This is a genomic window from Collinsella sp. AM12-1 (assembly GCF_003472325.1).
GTDB lineage: Bacteria > Actinomycetota > Coriobacteriia > Coriobacteriales > Coriobacteriaceae > Collinsella.
Genome location: NZ_QRLS01000007.1, coordinates 1 through 15231, shown reverse-complemented (window position 1 = coordinate 15231; position 15231 = coordinate 1). Strand labels below are relative to the sequence as shown.

Sequence of the window (15231 nt, the reverse complement as noted above, 5' to 3'; positions counted from 1 at the left end):
CATGGACCGGGTATAAGCATCACCACAGTCAACTGCTTTAGAAGCAAGGAGTGCATATGAGCACGTACGCAATTAAGGCTGACAAGTTCTTCTTGCCGGCAGGCCCGCAACTGGGCGGCTATCTTATGGTCGAGGATGGCGTCTTTGGCGCTTGGCAGGTCGACGAGCCCTCTTGCGAGATTAAGGACTACACGGGATCGTGGGTCGCACCGGGTATGGTCGATACTCACATCCATGGCTTCTACAACCACTCAACTACCGATAACGATCCCGAAGGCATCGATATCAGCTCGACCGAGCTTGCCCGTCGCGGTACCACCAGCTGGCTGCCCACGACGTTCACCGATGGCGTTGAGCAGATCAAGGACGCCTGCGCCGCTATCGCCCAGGCGGACGAGGGTCGCGGCCCCGACTTCTGCGGTGCTCGCATTCAGGGCATCTACCTGGAGGGCCCCTTCTTTACCATGAAGCACGTGGGCGCGCAGAACCCCGCTTACCTGATCGATCCCTCCGAGGAGGTCTTCGACCAGTGGCAGGAGGCTGCTGGCGGTCGCATCGTTAAGAGCGCTATGGCCGCTGAGCGCGATGGCGCTGCCACCTATGCTGCCGCCCTCAACGCGAAGGGCGTCGTGACCAGCATCGGTCACTCCGACGCCACCTACGATGAGTGCATCGCCGCCATCAACGCCGGTGCCAGCTGCTTTACGCATACCTATAACGGCCAGCGCGGGCTGCATCACCGTGAGCCCGGTGTCGTGGGTGCTGCCATGTCCACGCCCGAGACCTACGCTGAGATCATCTGTGACGGCAAGCACGTAAACCCTGCCGCCATCAAGGCGCTGCTGCAGGCCAAGGGCTGGCAGCACACGGTCCTCATCACCGACTGCCTGGGTTGCGGCGGCATGCCCGAGGGCAGCTACACCAGTGGTGGCATGGACGTCATCATGAAGGACAACCTGTGCTGGCTCGCCGACGGCAAGAGCATTGCCGGCTCGGTGCTCACGCTTGCCCAGGGCGTCAAGAACATCGTCGACTGGGGCATCGCCAGCGCCGATATCGCCATTCGCATGGCAACCGAGGTGCCGGCACGCTCCGCGCACATCGAGGACAAGTGCGGCAGCATCATGCCGGGTCGCGACGCCGACTTTGTCGTGTTCGACCACGAGCTCACCCTCGTCGAGACGTATGTTGGCGGCCAGAGCGTCGGCAACGCCTTTACCGAGTAACGATAGAAAAAGACGGCGGGCCCGAATCTGCTCGGACCCGCCGTATGGGTTAAACGCTCAAAAGCACCTTTACAGTTACAGCTTGTTAGCGATCTTCTTTGCCGTGCGCTTAACGCCGGCCACCAGGCCTCCTGCAGGATGCTCCTTTTCGTAGGCTAGACGCTTCTCGCGCTTGGCATACTCTTCGACGATGATGTCGCCATACTCGTCTTCGATCTTGTCGAAGAAGTCGACGGCGCCCTTAATTTCCTCAGCGTTCGGGTGTCCCTTTTGGACACCGCCGGTGAGCTTGAACGGCCCCCACGTATCAAAACCGGGGCAGCCGTAGACACCCATAAAGATGGCCTGCCTCATGCGGCAGATGCCATCGATATCCTTGCCGTACCACTTGTTTTTGCCACCGTAGGTCATAAGGCCAAACACCTTGTCCTGCGGCTGCAGCACGTTCGTGAGCACGCGCGCCATATCTTTGTCGATCTCGGAGTAATAGATGCCCGTGGCGACACCGATCAGATGATATTCGTGCAGGTTGGGATACTCGTTTTTGCCGAGCGCCTTGACGTCGAGGGTATCGATTTCGGGGTGCGCCTCGACGATGGCGTCCACGAGCTTTTTCGTATTGCCGTGGTGGCGTGAGGCATAAAGGATGATGGTTCGCATAAGAAGGCCTTTCAGCTGTAATTGCATCAATGTCTGTATGGTACCCCGTTGCATGGCTGGGATACCGGACGCATCGATGAACGTGCGGGTTTGTCCTTTGGTCAGGGCCGAGACGGGTTCTTGCGAGCAAAAAGCAGTTGTTCGAAAGGATGGACAATGGAATACGCTCTCTCCAACGATTCGATTTCTATCAAGGTCTCCACGGCCGGCGGCTCGTTTACCTCGATTGAGGCTGGAGGTCGCGAGTACCTGTGGCAGGGTGATCCCGCCGTGTGGTCCGGCCAGGCACCGATTTGCTTCCCGATTTGCGGAGGCCTGCGTGATGGTAGCGCCATGACGTTTGCCGGGCATCATGTGAAGCTCGCTCGCCACGGGTTTGCGCGCAAACAGGAGTGGAAGCTGCTGAGCCAGAGTGAGAACGAGCTGGCGATGTGCCTGGCTTCGGAGGATAACGCCGCGTTGCTGAGCGATTATCCGTATCCGTTTAAGCTTGTCGCCCGCTATACGCTCGAGGACGCCGCCGTGCGTGTCTCCTATGAGGTGACCAATGAAGGCACCGAGGACATGCCGTTCTTTATTGGCGGTCATCCCGGCTTTAGGTGCCCGCTCGATGAGGGCGAGGCCTATACGGACTACGAGCTGCGCTTTGAGAAGGACGAGGCTGCGGAGCTCTGCACCGCCGTTCCTTCGACTGGCTTGATTGATGTGGCAAACCGCTCCAAGAACCCCATGGTGGGGAAGACGTTGCCCCTGTCGCACGAGCTCTTCGATTTTGCGGAGACCATCTTTGACGTACTCGAGAGTCGTCAGGTCACGCTTTCCAAAAAGGGCGAGGACAAGGGCGTTCGCCTGAGCTTCGAGGGCTTTCCGTACCTCATCGTGTGGAGTAAGCCCGAGGGCGATTTTGTGGCAGTTGAGCCCTGGGGCGGCCTTTCGACCTGCTCCGATGAGGATGACGTGCTTGAGCATAAGCGCGGCTGCCTTGTCGCCAAGCCCAAGGAGACCGTCGTTCGCTCGTTCACGATTGAAATTCTGTAATTCCGTTTTGTCGACTCGTATTGCGAGGCACAAGGAGCCTGCGAGATAAGGAGCTAAAAATGATCCTCACCGTTACGATGAACCCGTCTGTCGATACGCGCTATCAGCTCGATGAGCTTGTTATCGACGACGTCAACCGTGTGACGCCCGAAAAGACCGCCGGCGGCAAGGGCCTCAACGTGGCCCGTGTGCTGGGTCAGCTGGGCGACGACGTCGTGGCAACCGGTCTGCTCGGCGGCCACATGGGCGCTTACATGGCTGAGCTCATGGACGCCAACGGTATTAACAACGACTTTGTGCCCATCAAGGGCGAGACCCGCATCTGCCTCAATATCCTTCATGCCGGCAACCAGACCGAGCTGCTCGAGAGCGGCCCGACAATTGTCCCCGAGGAGCTCGATGCCTTTACCGCCAAGTTTACCGAGCTTGCGAGCAAGGCCGTCGTCGTCACCATCTCGGGTTCGCTGCCCCGCGGTGTCGAGGCAGACTACTATGCCAAGATCACGGGCATTGCCGAGAACGCCGGTGCCAAGGTGTTGCTCGATACCTCGGGTGCTTCGCTCGAGGCCGCCCTTAAGTCCGAAATTAAGCCCGAGCTGGTCAAGCCTAACCTGACCGAGATCAACGGCCTTTTGGGTACGAGCTTTACCACCGACGATGTGGACGAGCTCCGCGCCGCGCTCGCCTCTGATGCCCGCTTCTCCGATATCCCCTGGGTCGTCGTGTCCATGGGCGCTGCCGGCTCCGTTGGCTTCCACAATGGCCGTGCGTTCCGCGCAAAGACGCCCGATATCCCTGCCGTTAACGCTACGGGCTCTGGTGACTCCACTATCGCTGGCTTCGCGCATGCCATTGCTGCTGGCGCGGACGACGAGACGGTGCTGCGTACCGCCAACACCTGCGGCAAGCTCAATGCCATGGATCCCATGACCGGCCATCTGGTCATGGACCGTTGGGACGAGGTCTACAACGGCGTTGTCGTGACCGAGCTGTAAAAGCCTGGGCGTCGGCCCCGGCATTGCTTGCTAGCTCATGTCGACGACAAGTGCGGTAGCATTATGCTGGGGCGCGACGCCGAGTTTGTCGTGTTCAATCCCGACCTTACCCTGGTCGAGGCGTATGTGGGTGGCAACAGCGTCGGTAACGCGTTTGCCGAGTAGCCGCCAAAGAAGCGATCCGAGAGGGGATTTAGATGATTTACGGTGCATTGGGCGATATCGAGGAGTACCGCGGAATGCTCAAGGGCCTCGACGTGCTGATCGACTGGCTCGAGGAGAACGACCCGGCAGAGCTCGAGGTCGGCAGCCATCCGATTCTGGGCGACAAGGTCTATGCGAACGTCATGGCTCCCACGACGCGTCCCGAGGCCGAGGCTCACTATGAGACGCATCAGCGCTATCACGACCTGCAGATCGATGTCGAGGGTCGCGAGGCCTTTAAGGTCGCCACGGGCAGCCTGACGCTGGTTCAGGAGTTTGACGAGAAGGACGACTACGATCTGGTCGATTCCGACGCTTCGATCGCCAGCGATCTTGCCGACGACAAGTTTGCGCTGTTCGTTGCCGGCGAGCCTCACATGCCCACGCTCGAGTTCCCGGGCGATGGCGCACAACCGATCAAGAAGATTTGCTTTAAGCTGCTTGCAGATGCTTACTGGGAGGAGTAGCGCGCTGCTCGACTGAGCTGCTCGTCTGATGGCGTGATTCCCCTAGGGAAATCACGCTAGGACCCCGCCAAACGTGTTTTCCCTAAGGGGATCACGCTTGGCGGGGTTTTCGGTTTTTGAATAGGGGAGATGTTTATTTGCGAAGAACATCGGCTAGCCGCAGGATTGAAATCATCGACCGATAAGTGAGTTCCACCTTTTCGCCCGCAAGCAGTCGTTTCGATTGAATCTCATCCAGCCCCACAAGCCGAGAGAACAATGTACTGCTCATCGTGCCCTCGTCAATTGATTCCCTTATGGTCTTCAAAACGTCCGTATCATGAAGCGATGCCGAGCTGTAGGGGGCAACACGAGCGGAACTCTCAATTAACGACGAGACAAAAGGATGGAGATGCTTTGGACATAGTCCATCAAACACCACATCCCCATTGTCGTTCGAGCCGACCAGGCGCCAAGTATAATGATCGACCCAGTCATCTCCGTCATATATGGCGTCCATGAGCAACTTCCCGTCTAGAGAGAGAAATCTATTTGGACATCGGGGCGCAAGACCGCAATCCATATCGGGCCTGCAGCAGCTCCAACCCAACGCACCACATAGGTTCCCTTTCGTACATGTGTATCAATCTGCCCCGAAATGCCGGTGAATGCAATTCCAGACCCGTTTGTCGGATAGCAATCGACGTATTTTTGTTTTCCGCTCACAACCTTGTATAGATAAATCGTTCCAGCAAAAGAGAAGGGATCGTTCGCAATTTTGTCCGGAAGAACTTGCTACCTCAAAATCCCGCTACCAATATGGTCAAGCTTGACCGTACCGCCGTCCCCCTCAAAAGTGGCAAGGGGATTTACCCCAGACTGAGAGTCGGCATCGCCCTCCTTAGCAGTTATCAGCAGGCTGCCCGTATAAGACTGCTGAGGCTCACCTTCAGGACAGGCAGCCTCGGCCCAAGAAGGGCCACTCAGGCAGAACAGTCCGAGCAGCATCAATACCAACAAAAGAAAACCCTTAGTTCTTTTCATCTATATCCCCAATGTCTCTCGACATTTGTATATTGTGACTATTTTAGATCTATATGGCCAATTCGAGCCCTCACCATGGCAATTGTTGCAGCTGGGTTTCTTTTCATTAAGATTTCACTTTGGTAAATCCCCGCCCCTAAGCATTAAACCCGAAGTCCACCGAGTGGGCCGCTGTTGACGTGGCGATGCTTGGATTGGCGCGCACGCACTCAAAATCGGCAACAAAAAAGCCGCCCGAAGGCGGCTATCTTGTGCAATGGAGCCAGCGACCGGGCTCGAACCGGTGACCCCCGCTTTACGAGTACGTGAATTGAACCTTTACCCAGATAGTGCGAATTTCACTGAGTTTAAAATAACTGCACGTAAATATATGTATATAGCAAATATCGAGCTAGCTATTAGAACTAGATTTCCCACCAATTTCACACTTATCGACGCTTGAAAGTGTGAAATCTTTCCATTAGGCTTGATGGCAAAGCCTTTAAAGCTTTGCCATCAAGCCTAATGGAAAACCTAGTGAGGGATATGATTCAGGGATCGATAAAAAAGACCGCACGCGGAACTTCGGAGTGCATCGATAAGGCCAAGGGGGTCTATCGAATCTACTTTTCTCTGGGAAAGGACCCTGATACGGGCCGGTACCGTCGCAGCCCATCGCGTAGAGTCCATTGCAGGAGCAAGAACCCGAAAAATTGGCCGAGTGAGGTTGCCAAGGCGCTAGAGGCCTATAGGGCTGAGCTTGAGGGTGCTTCCAGCCGGGAGAATGACGTTCTGGGTTTATCGGATTATGCAGACAGGTTTCATGCAAATAGGGAGTCGACTATGGGGTCGCCTCTTGCCTATGAACGTGAAGGATTGGATATCCGCCATATACGCGAGCTGTTCGGCAATCCCAATCTCGATCGGCTTAAATCGGATGACATTCGTGCCGTGTATGCCAAGGCTAGAAAAGACGGGCGGTTCAGCGAGAGTGAAATTCGCCGCATCCACATCAAGCTTAAACAGATTATGGAGGACGCCGTCGATAACGACCTTGTGGGAAAGAACCCGTGCAGGGCAGTGAAGCTGCCCAAGCAGAATGTCGAGGCTCGTAAGGCGCTGAGTGCCGAGGAGGCGGCAAGGCTGCTTACGGTCCTTTTGGAAGAGAAGCCATCTTCCTTCATCACGTGCACAATGCTTCTGCTTCTATGCGGCTTAAGGAAAGGGGAGGCCCTGGGCCTCTCGTGGGAGGATTATGACCCCGATGCCAAGACCTTAAGGATAGTGAAGCAATATACGAACGATAGGACGCTGAGGCCGCCTAAATCAAAGATGAGTAGGCGCAAGATTTCGGTGGGAGATGAGCTTGCCGACTATTTGGACAGATGGAAAGACATTCAGCGGAGTGAGTTCGATTCATTTGCAGTGGGGCAGACCGGAGAAACGCCGATTGTCCATTCCATTGGGATTGCCGATGTCCCCGGCGGCAAACGGGCCTTTGTGACCCGGATGGACGGACATAACTATTCGAGGGCGTTTAGGCTGTTTGCAGTGAAAAACGGCTTCGGTTCTTTTAAAGAGAGCAGGGAGGTCGTTGGCAGCGACGGCGCCGCTCGCACGCGCTATACGGGCTACAGCGGGCTGAAGCCTCATGAACTGAGGCATACGCAGGCGACTCTGCTCGTTGGGGCCAATACGGATATCAAGACGATCCAAGCGCGTCTGGGCCACGCCAGCCCATCGACGACGCTGTCCATCTATAGCCACTTTATCGAGGCCAATGACCAGAAGGCTGCGTCTGCGTTGGACAATCTGCTGAAAGGCTAGAAAAAGAGGCCCCATCGGGCCTCTTTTTCTAAGCGGCATTGTTTCGGCAGATCATCGCGCCGTATGGCGGCTCCAGCTCCATTGACTGATAGTAGCTGGCATCTAGAAGATTGAAATAGCAAATGATGGGAGCAGCAAGGTGCTCGTCCTTATTTAGGTAATGCCCCTCGTCATCTGTGACCAGTTTGACCTCGTCGCGGATCACATCGGCCATGCGGGGCCAGAGTTTGGTTGCGCGTTGCAATTTATCCTTTGGGCTAAAGTCGCCATTGTGGAAGAAGACAAAATGGGGAGCGTCGTACTTTGCTCCGCCGCGAATTTCGATAATTCCGACCTGGCTGCACGATTCTGCGCAATCTTCCGGCTCCAGAAGCGTCCATGAGGAGGGAAAGACCGCGTAATCACCGCCCAAAAGATTGACACGCTTCATGCCCTGGGGCTCTTCTGCCTCTTTATAGTAGAGGGATAGATGGTCGTAGAGGCGCTGGAACTGTTCACGTTCCAACTCTTTAGTGCTAAACGTCAGCTCTTCTGTCCCGTCGATGGGAAGGGCTCTCATCTCGTTAGTGATGAGTTGGATCTCCTTGGCACAAGTGTCTTCCAGGACTTTTGCAAATCGGGGCGTAAGCCCTGTAAGCAAATTGCACAGATAGTCGATCGCCTCGCCGGTGCTCCTGATCGATTCAGGGTTTTTACGGCGCAGCTCGTCGATTTTCTTGGGTGTGGTTTCCAGAACAGTTGTTCCGTACTTTATTTTTTTCATCTTGCTTCCGGATAATGGTAAACGGCCCATGATAACTCCAATCTCCATATATGATTGTAATTCAGTTAGACGTAAAAATCTATGACGTTAGAAAATGAATTAGAAAAGAAATTAGATTAAAATACCGAATCACCGTGCGAAATAGTATAATGGCATTAGGTAATAGCCTGACCAGCTGGTCTGAAAGGAGTTATTTAATTCTCGGTCGTTGATTGAAAAGCCGCCCGCCCTTCCCTAACTAAGTTTGGCGACGAAGGGGGAGGGGCGAGCAAGCCCGAAAGGATTCTACCATGATTGGAGAACCCCAACCGTACGTTGCTGTACAGGCATCATCTGCGGTTTCTTTTCGCCCCGACTTGGGGCGCGAACGCCTTCTCGGTATTTCCGACGTGAGCAAAATGACCGGACTCAGTCCGGTCACTGCATCGAAGCTCATGAAGGAGAGCGGGCACGCGATTGCGTTGCATCGCCGCGTTTTTATTCTCGAGTCGAGCCTGTTTGCCTATCTCCGTGAACTGGAGGTGAGCAGGCCGTGTCGTCTGTAAAACCGATGAGCGATGGCCTGGATAAGACCACGCTTGACATTCTTAACAATAAGCCGCTTGGCCATATTGAGCACCGTGTGCTCGATGCTCTTCTCGGCGGCGTGCGCCAATATCTGTGCATCGTGCCGGGTGGCCCTGGCACTGGCAAGACTACCTTTATGCATCAAGTTGGGGATTGCTGGGCGATTGCAGGCCATCCGGTTGTAATATTCGAGGGCGAGCTCACCCGCGCGAGCATGCTCGCGAAGAGTCTGACCCGTATTACCGACGGTGGGCTTACGTACGAGGACATGTACAGTGGCGATATGTCCGTGGGAAAACGTGAGCAATTTGACAGGTCGGTCGATATCTATGCGCGCAGTATTGCCGAGCGCATGTTCATTATCTCCGGTGAAATCAAAAATGCGGGAATGCGGAAGGCAATCGAGGAGGTTGCCGATAGATATGGCGAGCCGCCACTGGTTATCGTCGATTACGCGCAAATCGTCTCTCTGCCCCAGGAGCTGCGCATTGCCGACGAGCGTGTCGGTCTCAAGCTCGTTGCATCGGAACTACGCCGCATTGTGGATGAGGTGCATTGCCCACTGTTTGCAATATCGTCGATTAATCGAACGAACTATGACAAACAGACCACCGGGCTTCAGGCCATAGGGGGCTGCAACATGTTTGAGTATTCGGCCGACATCGTCATGTCGCTCTCGATCAAGGGCGACAGGCCCGAAGAGCGTAACGCCAACATGTTGCTCAAAAAACGGCCTGTTATTGCTTCGGTCACGAAAAATCGCTACGGCTCATGCGGTGTCGTAGAGTTCGAGTTCGATGCCCCCGCCGCGACGTTCACCGAGATCGCCTAATTATGGTGCTCGGGCCCCGTCATTGTGGCTCATGGCTCGTCAACAGCACCTCTACCACGGAAGCGTGCTTTCCGTTGACGTTATAGGCATGGTCGGCGTGGGAGACGTGGGAATCCGACCAAAGCGAGTCGATGAGCCTGTGCTTCGGTAGTCGTTGTGCGCCCACGAGGAAACCATGAACCTGCGGCCGCTTTCCATGAGCGAATCGCGCAGCTTGAGGATCGAATCTGGGCGCTGACGCACCCCAGGAAGTCGCAGGACGTTGAGGAAGGGTTGGACGACATGATTGCCGACGCCCAAGAAGTGGTGGCGGCGTGGAACGAAGATCACGCCCGTGACGCGCCGAGGCGAAATCAGGGAAAGAGCTGGTAGGGCGCACTTCCCACAAACGGAAACAAAAAAGGGAGCCAGACTAGGCTCCATGAAAGCAAAGGAGACAAAGATGGCATACGAGGACACGCCAATCGAGATTCCGTTCTTGATTTGTACGGCTGACTCAGACCAAAGCCGGGTGGGTTTGGATTATCGCAGGGTTGATAAATTCCTTGCTGCGTTCGCCGAAAGCGATGATGCCTTTGAGTTCCAAAGAATTGCATGGAATAAAGATTCATGGGCTGGAAGTTGGTTCAACCGTAAGGAATTTATCAAGAACCCGACGGCGAAGATTCCGGAGGATTGGCCATATATGGTTCGCCGCGGTAGTGAGGTGGTCGCGGCGTTCTACGAGCGCGGCGATGCTGTGATGTTCGAAACGATACTGCGGTTCAAGCAGGATTGGAAAGACGAGCCGCACATTTGGATCGACTGCGAGGAGCGCGACCGTCGGGCTGCGCTTTCAGATGACTGGGTCGAGCACAGCGATGAATACTATGAAGCGCTGGCAGATCTAAGCGATGATTCGATTGAACCCAGCGATGAATGGTACGAAATGATGGATAACCCAACCGGGGTGTTCTTCTAGTCATGCCCAAACAGAAAAAGGGAGCCGATCAAGGCTCCCTTTTTCTGTTTGGGCATCGGCTTCATGGAGCCGAGTTGCAGGGTGAGCATGAACCGCGGTTTCATCGAGTTCGACCCGAATAAGGTCGCTGGCGACAAGAGATTTTGGCGGCTGCTGAAAAAACTCTCGCCGTGTCTGTCGCACGTCACGCTCAAACGGTTTGACCTTGCGTTCGACATGCCGATCAACAGACTCGATTGCCGTTTGAGTAAAGACAGGTGCATCTACAAATCGGTCATTTGCACGGGAATCACTGAATACCTCGGGGTCAAGAACACACCAATTTGATTTCCCGAGCCGAGATTCTTATAAATCAGTCCTGATTTTAGTTCTAAGTTATGATCCAGACACCAACCGAAAGCTAATTGAAAAGCATGCGGAGTGCATTGAATGGCACTCCGCAGTATCGCTATTCGTTATTATTCTTGTCATTAACGGACGAAATCAACTTTCCAACCGACTCAAATAACTCATAATGCCGTGCAATAAAACTTCAAACAGGTTTTGATTTCCTTTAATTCGAACAACGTTTTCAGTTTTAAAACCACGCTTAGATTTTATTTTTGTGCGTGTATCAAACGGTATGCGAAGTCCATTTCTTTTCAATTTCTCCTATTCGTCCTCTAATAATTCGCAGTCAGTTCACGTTTCTAAATTGAAAGAACTTGCTTTCAGATTGCCGGTAATCACTAAATACGTAGCGGTCGCGCCGTCATTTTTCGTTGCGCGAAACCTTTTTACAAGCCTTTCAAGTTAATGCCGGAGCAACTACAAACAATGATTTCAAACCAGAACGGTAATCAAATCAGCGTCCAAATCCAATTGCTGAAACCCTTTCGACCTTACAAACAGTTTGCTGTCGCGACTTGCTGCACACCCATCAGAAACCAACCTCATACTTCCAAGCCGCTCGCCGGATAGGGGAGAGCACCATCTGAAGCGGATCGCAGATCGCCGTATTCCTCTGCCAGATGCACTCTCAAAACGCACCCATCCTCGTTGCCCGCAACCCCTCGTTAGCCCTATTCCCCATCTGTTTCTTTGTCGGACATTCATCGAGATCCCTATGCCCTGGCAGACATTTATGTTCCCCAGCTGTGGAGTTGGCGGACATTGACCAAGCACCCATTGGCTACCTGTCAGACATTCTCCAACGTCCCAATCACATGCCAGGGGATAGCAGAATTCGCCCCGAGCAGGAGCCGATCACCCCGCAGCGCGGCCGCCTTCCCTGCGGTCAGACGGCAGGTGCTAAATGGCCTTGCCAATTGTGGATGCCGCTGCGGCAACACCCGAACCGCCCCAAAAAAGTGCTCCAAACTACCCATAAGGCCAATTAGCACGCCAGTTTCGTTCAACGTCAGACATTAAGAATGTCAGACATTGAACCTGCGGCAAAACCGCAGCTGGGGCCACAAGTGGCCTGAAATCGCTTCGCTTCGCTCGCTCACCCCACGCGAAATGTCTGCCAGGGCTGTCAGACATTGTCAGACATTGAAAATGCCTGATCGCGCGTGGGGGAACGGCCGCTCGCGAAGCTCGGTACCGGCCGTGATGATTGGAGATCAGAAATGTCAGCCATTTCGCCAGATGAACTCAACGCAACCCAAGCGCCATCCGCCGCCCAGCCCTACGCCCCGCCTGCCTGGATGCAGCCCGACCAACAGCTCGCCGAAATGTCAGCCATTTCGCCCGACCAATCAGCCACCCGCCGCATCACGGTCCGCCTCCCGAACGCCGACCTGACAGCCCTCGACGCACGCGCTGACGCCATCAACGCCAGCCGCAGCGAATACCTCCGCACCCTCATCGCCCTGCCCGTCACGCTCGACCTGTCGTCCATCCGCCGGGCCACCCCAGGTGTCGAGTCCATCACCCGCCCGCTCGGCCCAGAACTCGCCCTCAAGCACACCGACAGCCAAACGAATAGTTTGACCGTGCAAGCAATCACGGACAGTGCTTTGGAATCTATCTCAAACGAGATCCGATCCATCGGGGTGAACTACAACCAGTCCGTCCGGGCGCTCAACCGCATCTTGAAAAAATACGGCAACCACCGCGCCCTTTCACAAGAAGAGCGTGTCGAGATCATAGAGCTCTACGAACGCCTCTCAAAGCAGAACAAGGCGATATACGAACGCTTGAAGACCCTCGCCGACCAAGTCGAGTCCTTGTCCGAGACCCCGTCCGTGAACTTGACCGCCGCCGTGCATTCTGAGGCCCCCATCAATAAACCCAATGCCGACCGCCGCCGAGTCCGCGGCAAGAAGCACGCCGCGTCCCGTCCAGACCAGATTGAAGACGGAGGTGACTTATGACGTTCATGAAACCCCTCTCTGGGCATAGTTCCGTCAAATGGATCCGCTACTACCTTTTTAAAAACGATCGAGCTTTGGACAGAGATTTCCTCAACCTGACCGACCGCGACTGGAAGGGGAGGGACTGGGCAAAGGTGATGGATCGGACCCGAGAGATTTTCGGCAACGACGTGCCGGTAAAAAGGGACGGCAAGATTCGCACCTAGGAACAAGTGATCATCTCGTTGGACGAGAAGGACAACGGCGTCGAGCTCGATGATTTCCGGGACTTCGTGAACGAGTGGGCATCCAAATGGTTTGATTCCCGAGGCCCGGAAGGCGAGGGCATCGGACGCTTTGAGGTGGCTATCGCTTATCACGATGACAACACCGCCCGCGAGGCCGCCGGCAAGCAGGGCATCCTTCATGCACATATCGTCATCAACAACACCGAGCTCGAGACCAAGCGTCGCATCTCCGGTCTGCTCACGACCAAGGTCATCCAAGCGATGCGAGCCGATTTGCAGACGATGTCGCTCGAGCGTGGATGGCACGCCTTTGCCACCGATGGAAAGTCTTGCACCCAGGCCGAGATGGATGCGAGGGGCCTGCAAGTCTCACGCGGCAAGAGGCTTGACCGCGCGATGGCGGCACTCGACAACGTACTCGCTAACGAGGCGAAGGGCGCCCGAGTCGAGGACTATGGCGAGGCGATGCAGCGGCAATTGGATGGGCGTCGTTCTGTCGAGAAATTGATTCCCGAGACATATACGGACAGCCTGACCGCCGTCCGCCAGCCAAGATCCGCCAACCCCAACCCGACCGATCCCGACAAGGCCGCAGGCTTTTCGTACACCACCATGAGGATCGATGATGGCCGCGCCATGCGCCTCATCGTGCCGCGCGGATTCGGAATCTCCGACACCATGGCGGAAAGGCAGATCGAGGCTCGCGAGGGATGGTTGTGGAAAGACGACATCCGCGACAGAGTTGACGTCGCGATGCGAATCTCCAAGAGCCCTACCGATTTCGCATCCAAGCTCAACGAACTCGGCATCAAAATCAACTACAACCGGGAAGGGGATATCGTCTACCACCACCCGAGCGACCCCGTCGCAAGAAAGGTCAAGGGCTCGACGCTCGGCAAGAGATACACCGCGGAATCGATTGAGCAGACGATGGCCGAGAAATACGTCAGCCGCCGCCACCGAGCCCACAACCTGTCGAACCGCGAGCGCTGGATGACCGACGTTGAGCGTGCCGCCGCCCTGGCTATCGCCAAGGCGGCCGTGCCGTGCTCTCGCGAGGGTGCGGAACTCATGAACCGCCTGAAATCGACTATCAACCGCAACGACTCCGTGAACGACGGCCCCGGCGTCGAGTACCCGTCCTCTCTCGCCGGCTCCCTCGGCATTGAGTACCCTTAGGTTTCCTCGAACGGCGACGGCCGTCGAAAGATGACCGAGGAAGAAATCCTCGAGGCCATGGCGGACATTCGCGATGAAAAGGGCTACGGCGGTCTTGCCGCGAACAACCCGACGGCCGCTTCTTCCAATAACGGCAATTCGCGCCAGCAGGAGGATGCCGTCGAGACCAAGAAGTCCAGACACCGCTAAGGAATATGATGTGCGGGCTGCTCGGCTTGGCCCGCTCCACGTACTGCGGCCGGAAGCGCCGCCCGGTGCCCGATGACCCCTGGCGCGAGCTCAGGGTCGCGGTGGGGAGCCCGTGGCTCGCCTACGACTGCAGGCTCGGGGCGCGCGTCGCGCACGTGAAGCCGGTACTCCCCGAAGGCATTCGCCGACTGGGCCGAGGGAAACGACGTTGGGCTGTCGTGCAGCCGCACCGGCAACCGCCACGGAACGCGGTCGCAGAGCCGTTTTCCCTTCGTTAAAAATTGAGATGTACTACCGACAGGAATTCGCCACGCGTGCCCTCGCGGAGCTTCGGGATGCGCAGCGCGATCTCTCCGGCGCGGGTGTTCAGGGCGCGCTCGCGGTAGCCGTTGCTCGGCATCCCGAGCTCGGAGGCCTGCTCGTCGATCGCGACGTTGACGAGGTCCTCAAGCAGGTCCCTGACGGCGGCGTTGAGGCCGTCGGTGCCGTCCTCCCCGAGGACGAGGACACCTGCGGCGTCGTTTTCGGTTACATTGTCCATAGCGGCTGTCCTTTTTATCGCTATTCGTTCTATTCAAAACTAAGCAATTAGTATGCATCATTGGTCTGTGTGGGCTTAATAAAATAGCTGGTAAAAAGCATTAACTAATTGAACTATTACCCTCATGTTCATATATGGCATACCTGAAGTACCAATGGTTGATTTTCAATCTCAACGCAACAGCCTGAACGGGTCC

General features: G+C 55.7%; 17 protein-coding genes. 12 read left to right on the top strand and 5 right to left on the bottom strand.

The window, feature by feature from the left end:
• The first annotated feature begins 56 nt into the window (after positions 1 to 56).
• On the top strand, positions 57 to 1226 hold the full coding sequence (gene nagA / locus DW136_RS04800) for an N-acetylglucosamine-6-phosphate deacetylase (protein ID WP_118289204.1): 1170 nt from the start codon (positions 57 to 59) through the stop codon (positions 1224 to 1226).
• A 75-nt stretch (positions 1227 to 1301) separates the two neighbouring features.
• Here the strand turns inward: nagA and DW136_RS04795 are convergent, their stop codons facing one another.
• Positions 1302 to 1886 carry a flavodoxin domain-containing protein gene (locus tag DW136_RS04795; protein WP_233503118.1) on the bottom strand — a complete coding sequence of 195 codons (585 nt, stop codon included), beginning with the start codon at positions 1884 to 1886 and terminating at the stop codon, positions 1302 to 1304.
• Between the two features lie 156 nt (positions 1887 to 2042).
• On the opposite strand from DW136_RS04795, the gene DW136_RS04790 reads away from it, so the two are divergent.
• The 3 genes from DW136_RS04790 (at position 2043) to DW136_RS04775 (ending at position 4590) form a co-directional block, all read left to right on the top strand.
• Positions 2043 to 2924 carry an aldose 1-epimerase family protein gene (locus tag DW136_RS04790; RefSeq protein WP_118289203.1) on the top strand — a complete coding sequence of 294 codons (882 nt, stop codon included), beginning with the start codon at positions 2043 to 2045 and terminating at the stop codon, positions 2922 to 2924.
• 59 nt (positions 2925 to 2983) lie between these two features.
• Complete coding sequence (locus tag DW136_RS04785; RefSeq protein ID WP_118289202.1) at positions 2984 to 3919, top strand: hexose kinase; 936 nt, start codon at positions 2984 to 2986, stop codon at positions 3917 to 3919.
• 197 nt (positions 3920 to 4116) lie between these two features.
• On the top strand, positions 4117 to 4590 hold the full coding sequence (locus DW136_RS04775; protein WP_118227291.1) for a YhcH/YjgK/YiaL family protein: 474 nt from the start codon (positions 4117 to 4119) through the stop codon (positions 4588 to 4590).
• A gap of 133 nt (positions 4591 to 4723) precedes the next feature.
• Here DW136_RS04775 and DW136_RS04770 read toward each other — a convergent pair whose 3' ends face one another.
• Together DW136_RS04770 and DW136_RS04765 are read right to left on the bottom strand one after the other, a co-directional pair.
• Positions 4724 to 5089: a hypothetical protein gene (locus DW136_RS04770; protein WP_117583556.1), complete on the bottom strand. Its 366-nt coding sequence runs from the start codon at positions 5087 to 5089 to the stop codon at positions 4724 to 4726.
• Positions 5090 to 5364: 275 nt separating this feature from the next.
• Positions 5365 to 5613, bottom strand: coding sequence for a hypothetical protein (locus DW136_RS04765; protein WP_118227292.1), 249 nt, complete (start codon positions 5611 to 5613; stop codon positions 5365 to 5367).
• Positions 5614 to 6138: 525 nt separating this feature from the next.
• Here DW136_RS04765 and xerC point away from each other — a divergent pair.
• Complete coding sequence (xerC, locus tag DW136_RS04760) at positions 6139 to 7419, top strand: tyrosine recombinase XerC (protein ID WP_233546542.1); 1281 nt, start codon at positions 6139 to 6141, stop codon at positions 7417 to 7419.
• A 28-nt stretch (positions 7420 to 7447) separates the two neighbouring features.
• Here xerC and DW136_RS04755 read toward each other — a convergent pair whose 3' ends face one another.
• Positions 7448 to 8230 (bottom strand): hypothetical protein, encoded by a 783-nt coding sequence (locus DW136_RS04755; protein WP_147348098.1) that lies wholly within the window; start codon positions 8228 to 8230, stop codon positions 7448 to 7450.
• A 242-nt stretch (positions 8231 to 8472) separates the two neighbouring features.
• On the opposite strand from DW136_RS04755, the gene DW136_RS04750 reads away from it, so the two are divergent.
• From DW136_RS04750 to DW136_RS09965, 7 genes are all read left to right on the top strand, one after another.
• On the top strand, positions 8473 to 8727 hold the full coding sequence (locus DW136_RS04750) for a hypothetical protein (protein WP_117802820.1): 255 nt from the start codon (positions 8473 to 8475) through the stop codon (positions 8725 to 8727).
• On the top strand, positions 8715 to 9581 hold the full coding sequence (locus tag DW136_RS04745) for a DnaB-like helicase C-terminal domain-containing protein (RefSeq protein WP_147347851.1): 867 nt from the start codon (positions 8715 to 8717) through the stop codon (positions 9579 to 9581). The genes DW136_RS04750 and DW136_RS04745 overlap by 13 nt, the downstream gene beginning before the upstream one ends.
• 442 nt (positions 9582 to 10023) lie before the next feature.
• Positions 10024 to 10542 carry a hypothetical protein gene (locus DW136_RS04735; protein ID WP_118289200.1) on the top strand — a complete coding sequence of 173 codons (519 nt, stop codon included), beginning with the start codon at positions 10024 to 10026 and terminating at the stop codon, positions 10540 to 10542.
• Between the two features lie 1610 nt (positions 10543 to 12152).
• On the top strand, positions 12153 to 12899 hold the full coding sequence (locus tag DW136_RS04725) for a hypothetical protein (protein WP_118289198.1): 747 nt from the start codon (positions 12153 to 12155) through the stop codon (positions 12897 to 12899).
• Positions 12896 to 13105, top strand: a complete 210-nt coding sequence (locus DW136_RS04720; protein WP_118289197.1) for a hypothetical protein — start codon at positions 12896 to 12898, stop codon at positions 13103 to 13105. Before DW136_RS04725 ends, DW136_RS04720 begins: the two co-directional genes overlap by 4 nt.
• 6 nt (positions 13106 to 13111) lie before the next feature.
• Positions 13112 to 14305 carry a relaxase/mobilization nuclease domain-containing protein gene (locus DW136_RS04715; RefSeq protein ID WP_118289196.1) on the top strand — a complete coding sequence of 398 codons (1194 nt, stop codon included), beginning with the start codon at positions 13112 to 13114 and terminating at the stop codon, positions 14303 to 14305.
• 30 nt (positions 14306 to 14335) lie between these two features.
• Positions 14336 to 14494, top strand: a complete 159-nt coding sequence (locus DW136_RS09965) for a hypothetical protein (RefSeq protein WP_158571438.1) — start codon at positions 14336 to 14338, stop codon at positions 14492 to 14494.
• A gap of 274 nt (positions 14495 to 14768) precedes the next feature.
• Here DW136_RS09965 and DW136_RS04705 read toward each other — a convergent pair whose 3' ends face one another.
• The gene (locus tag DW136_RS04705; protein WP_118289194.1) at positions 14769 to 15035 is read right to left on the bottom strand and encodes a transposase; all 267 of its coding nucleotides are present in this window, start codon (positions 15033 to 15035) and stop codon (positions 14769 to 14771) included.
• Positions 15036 to 15231 lie beyond the last annotated feature (196 nt).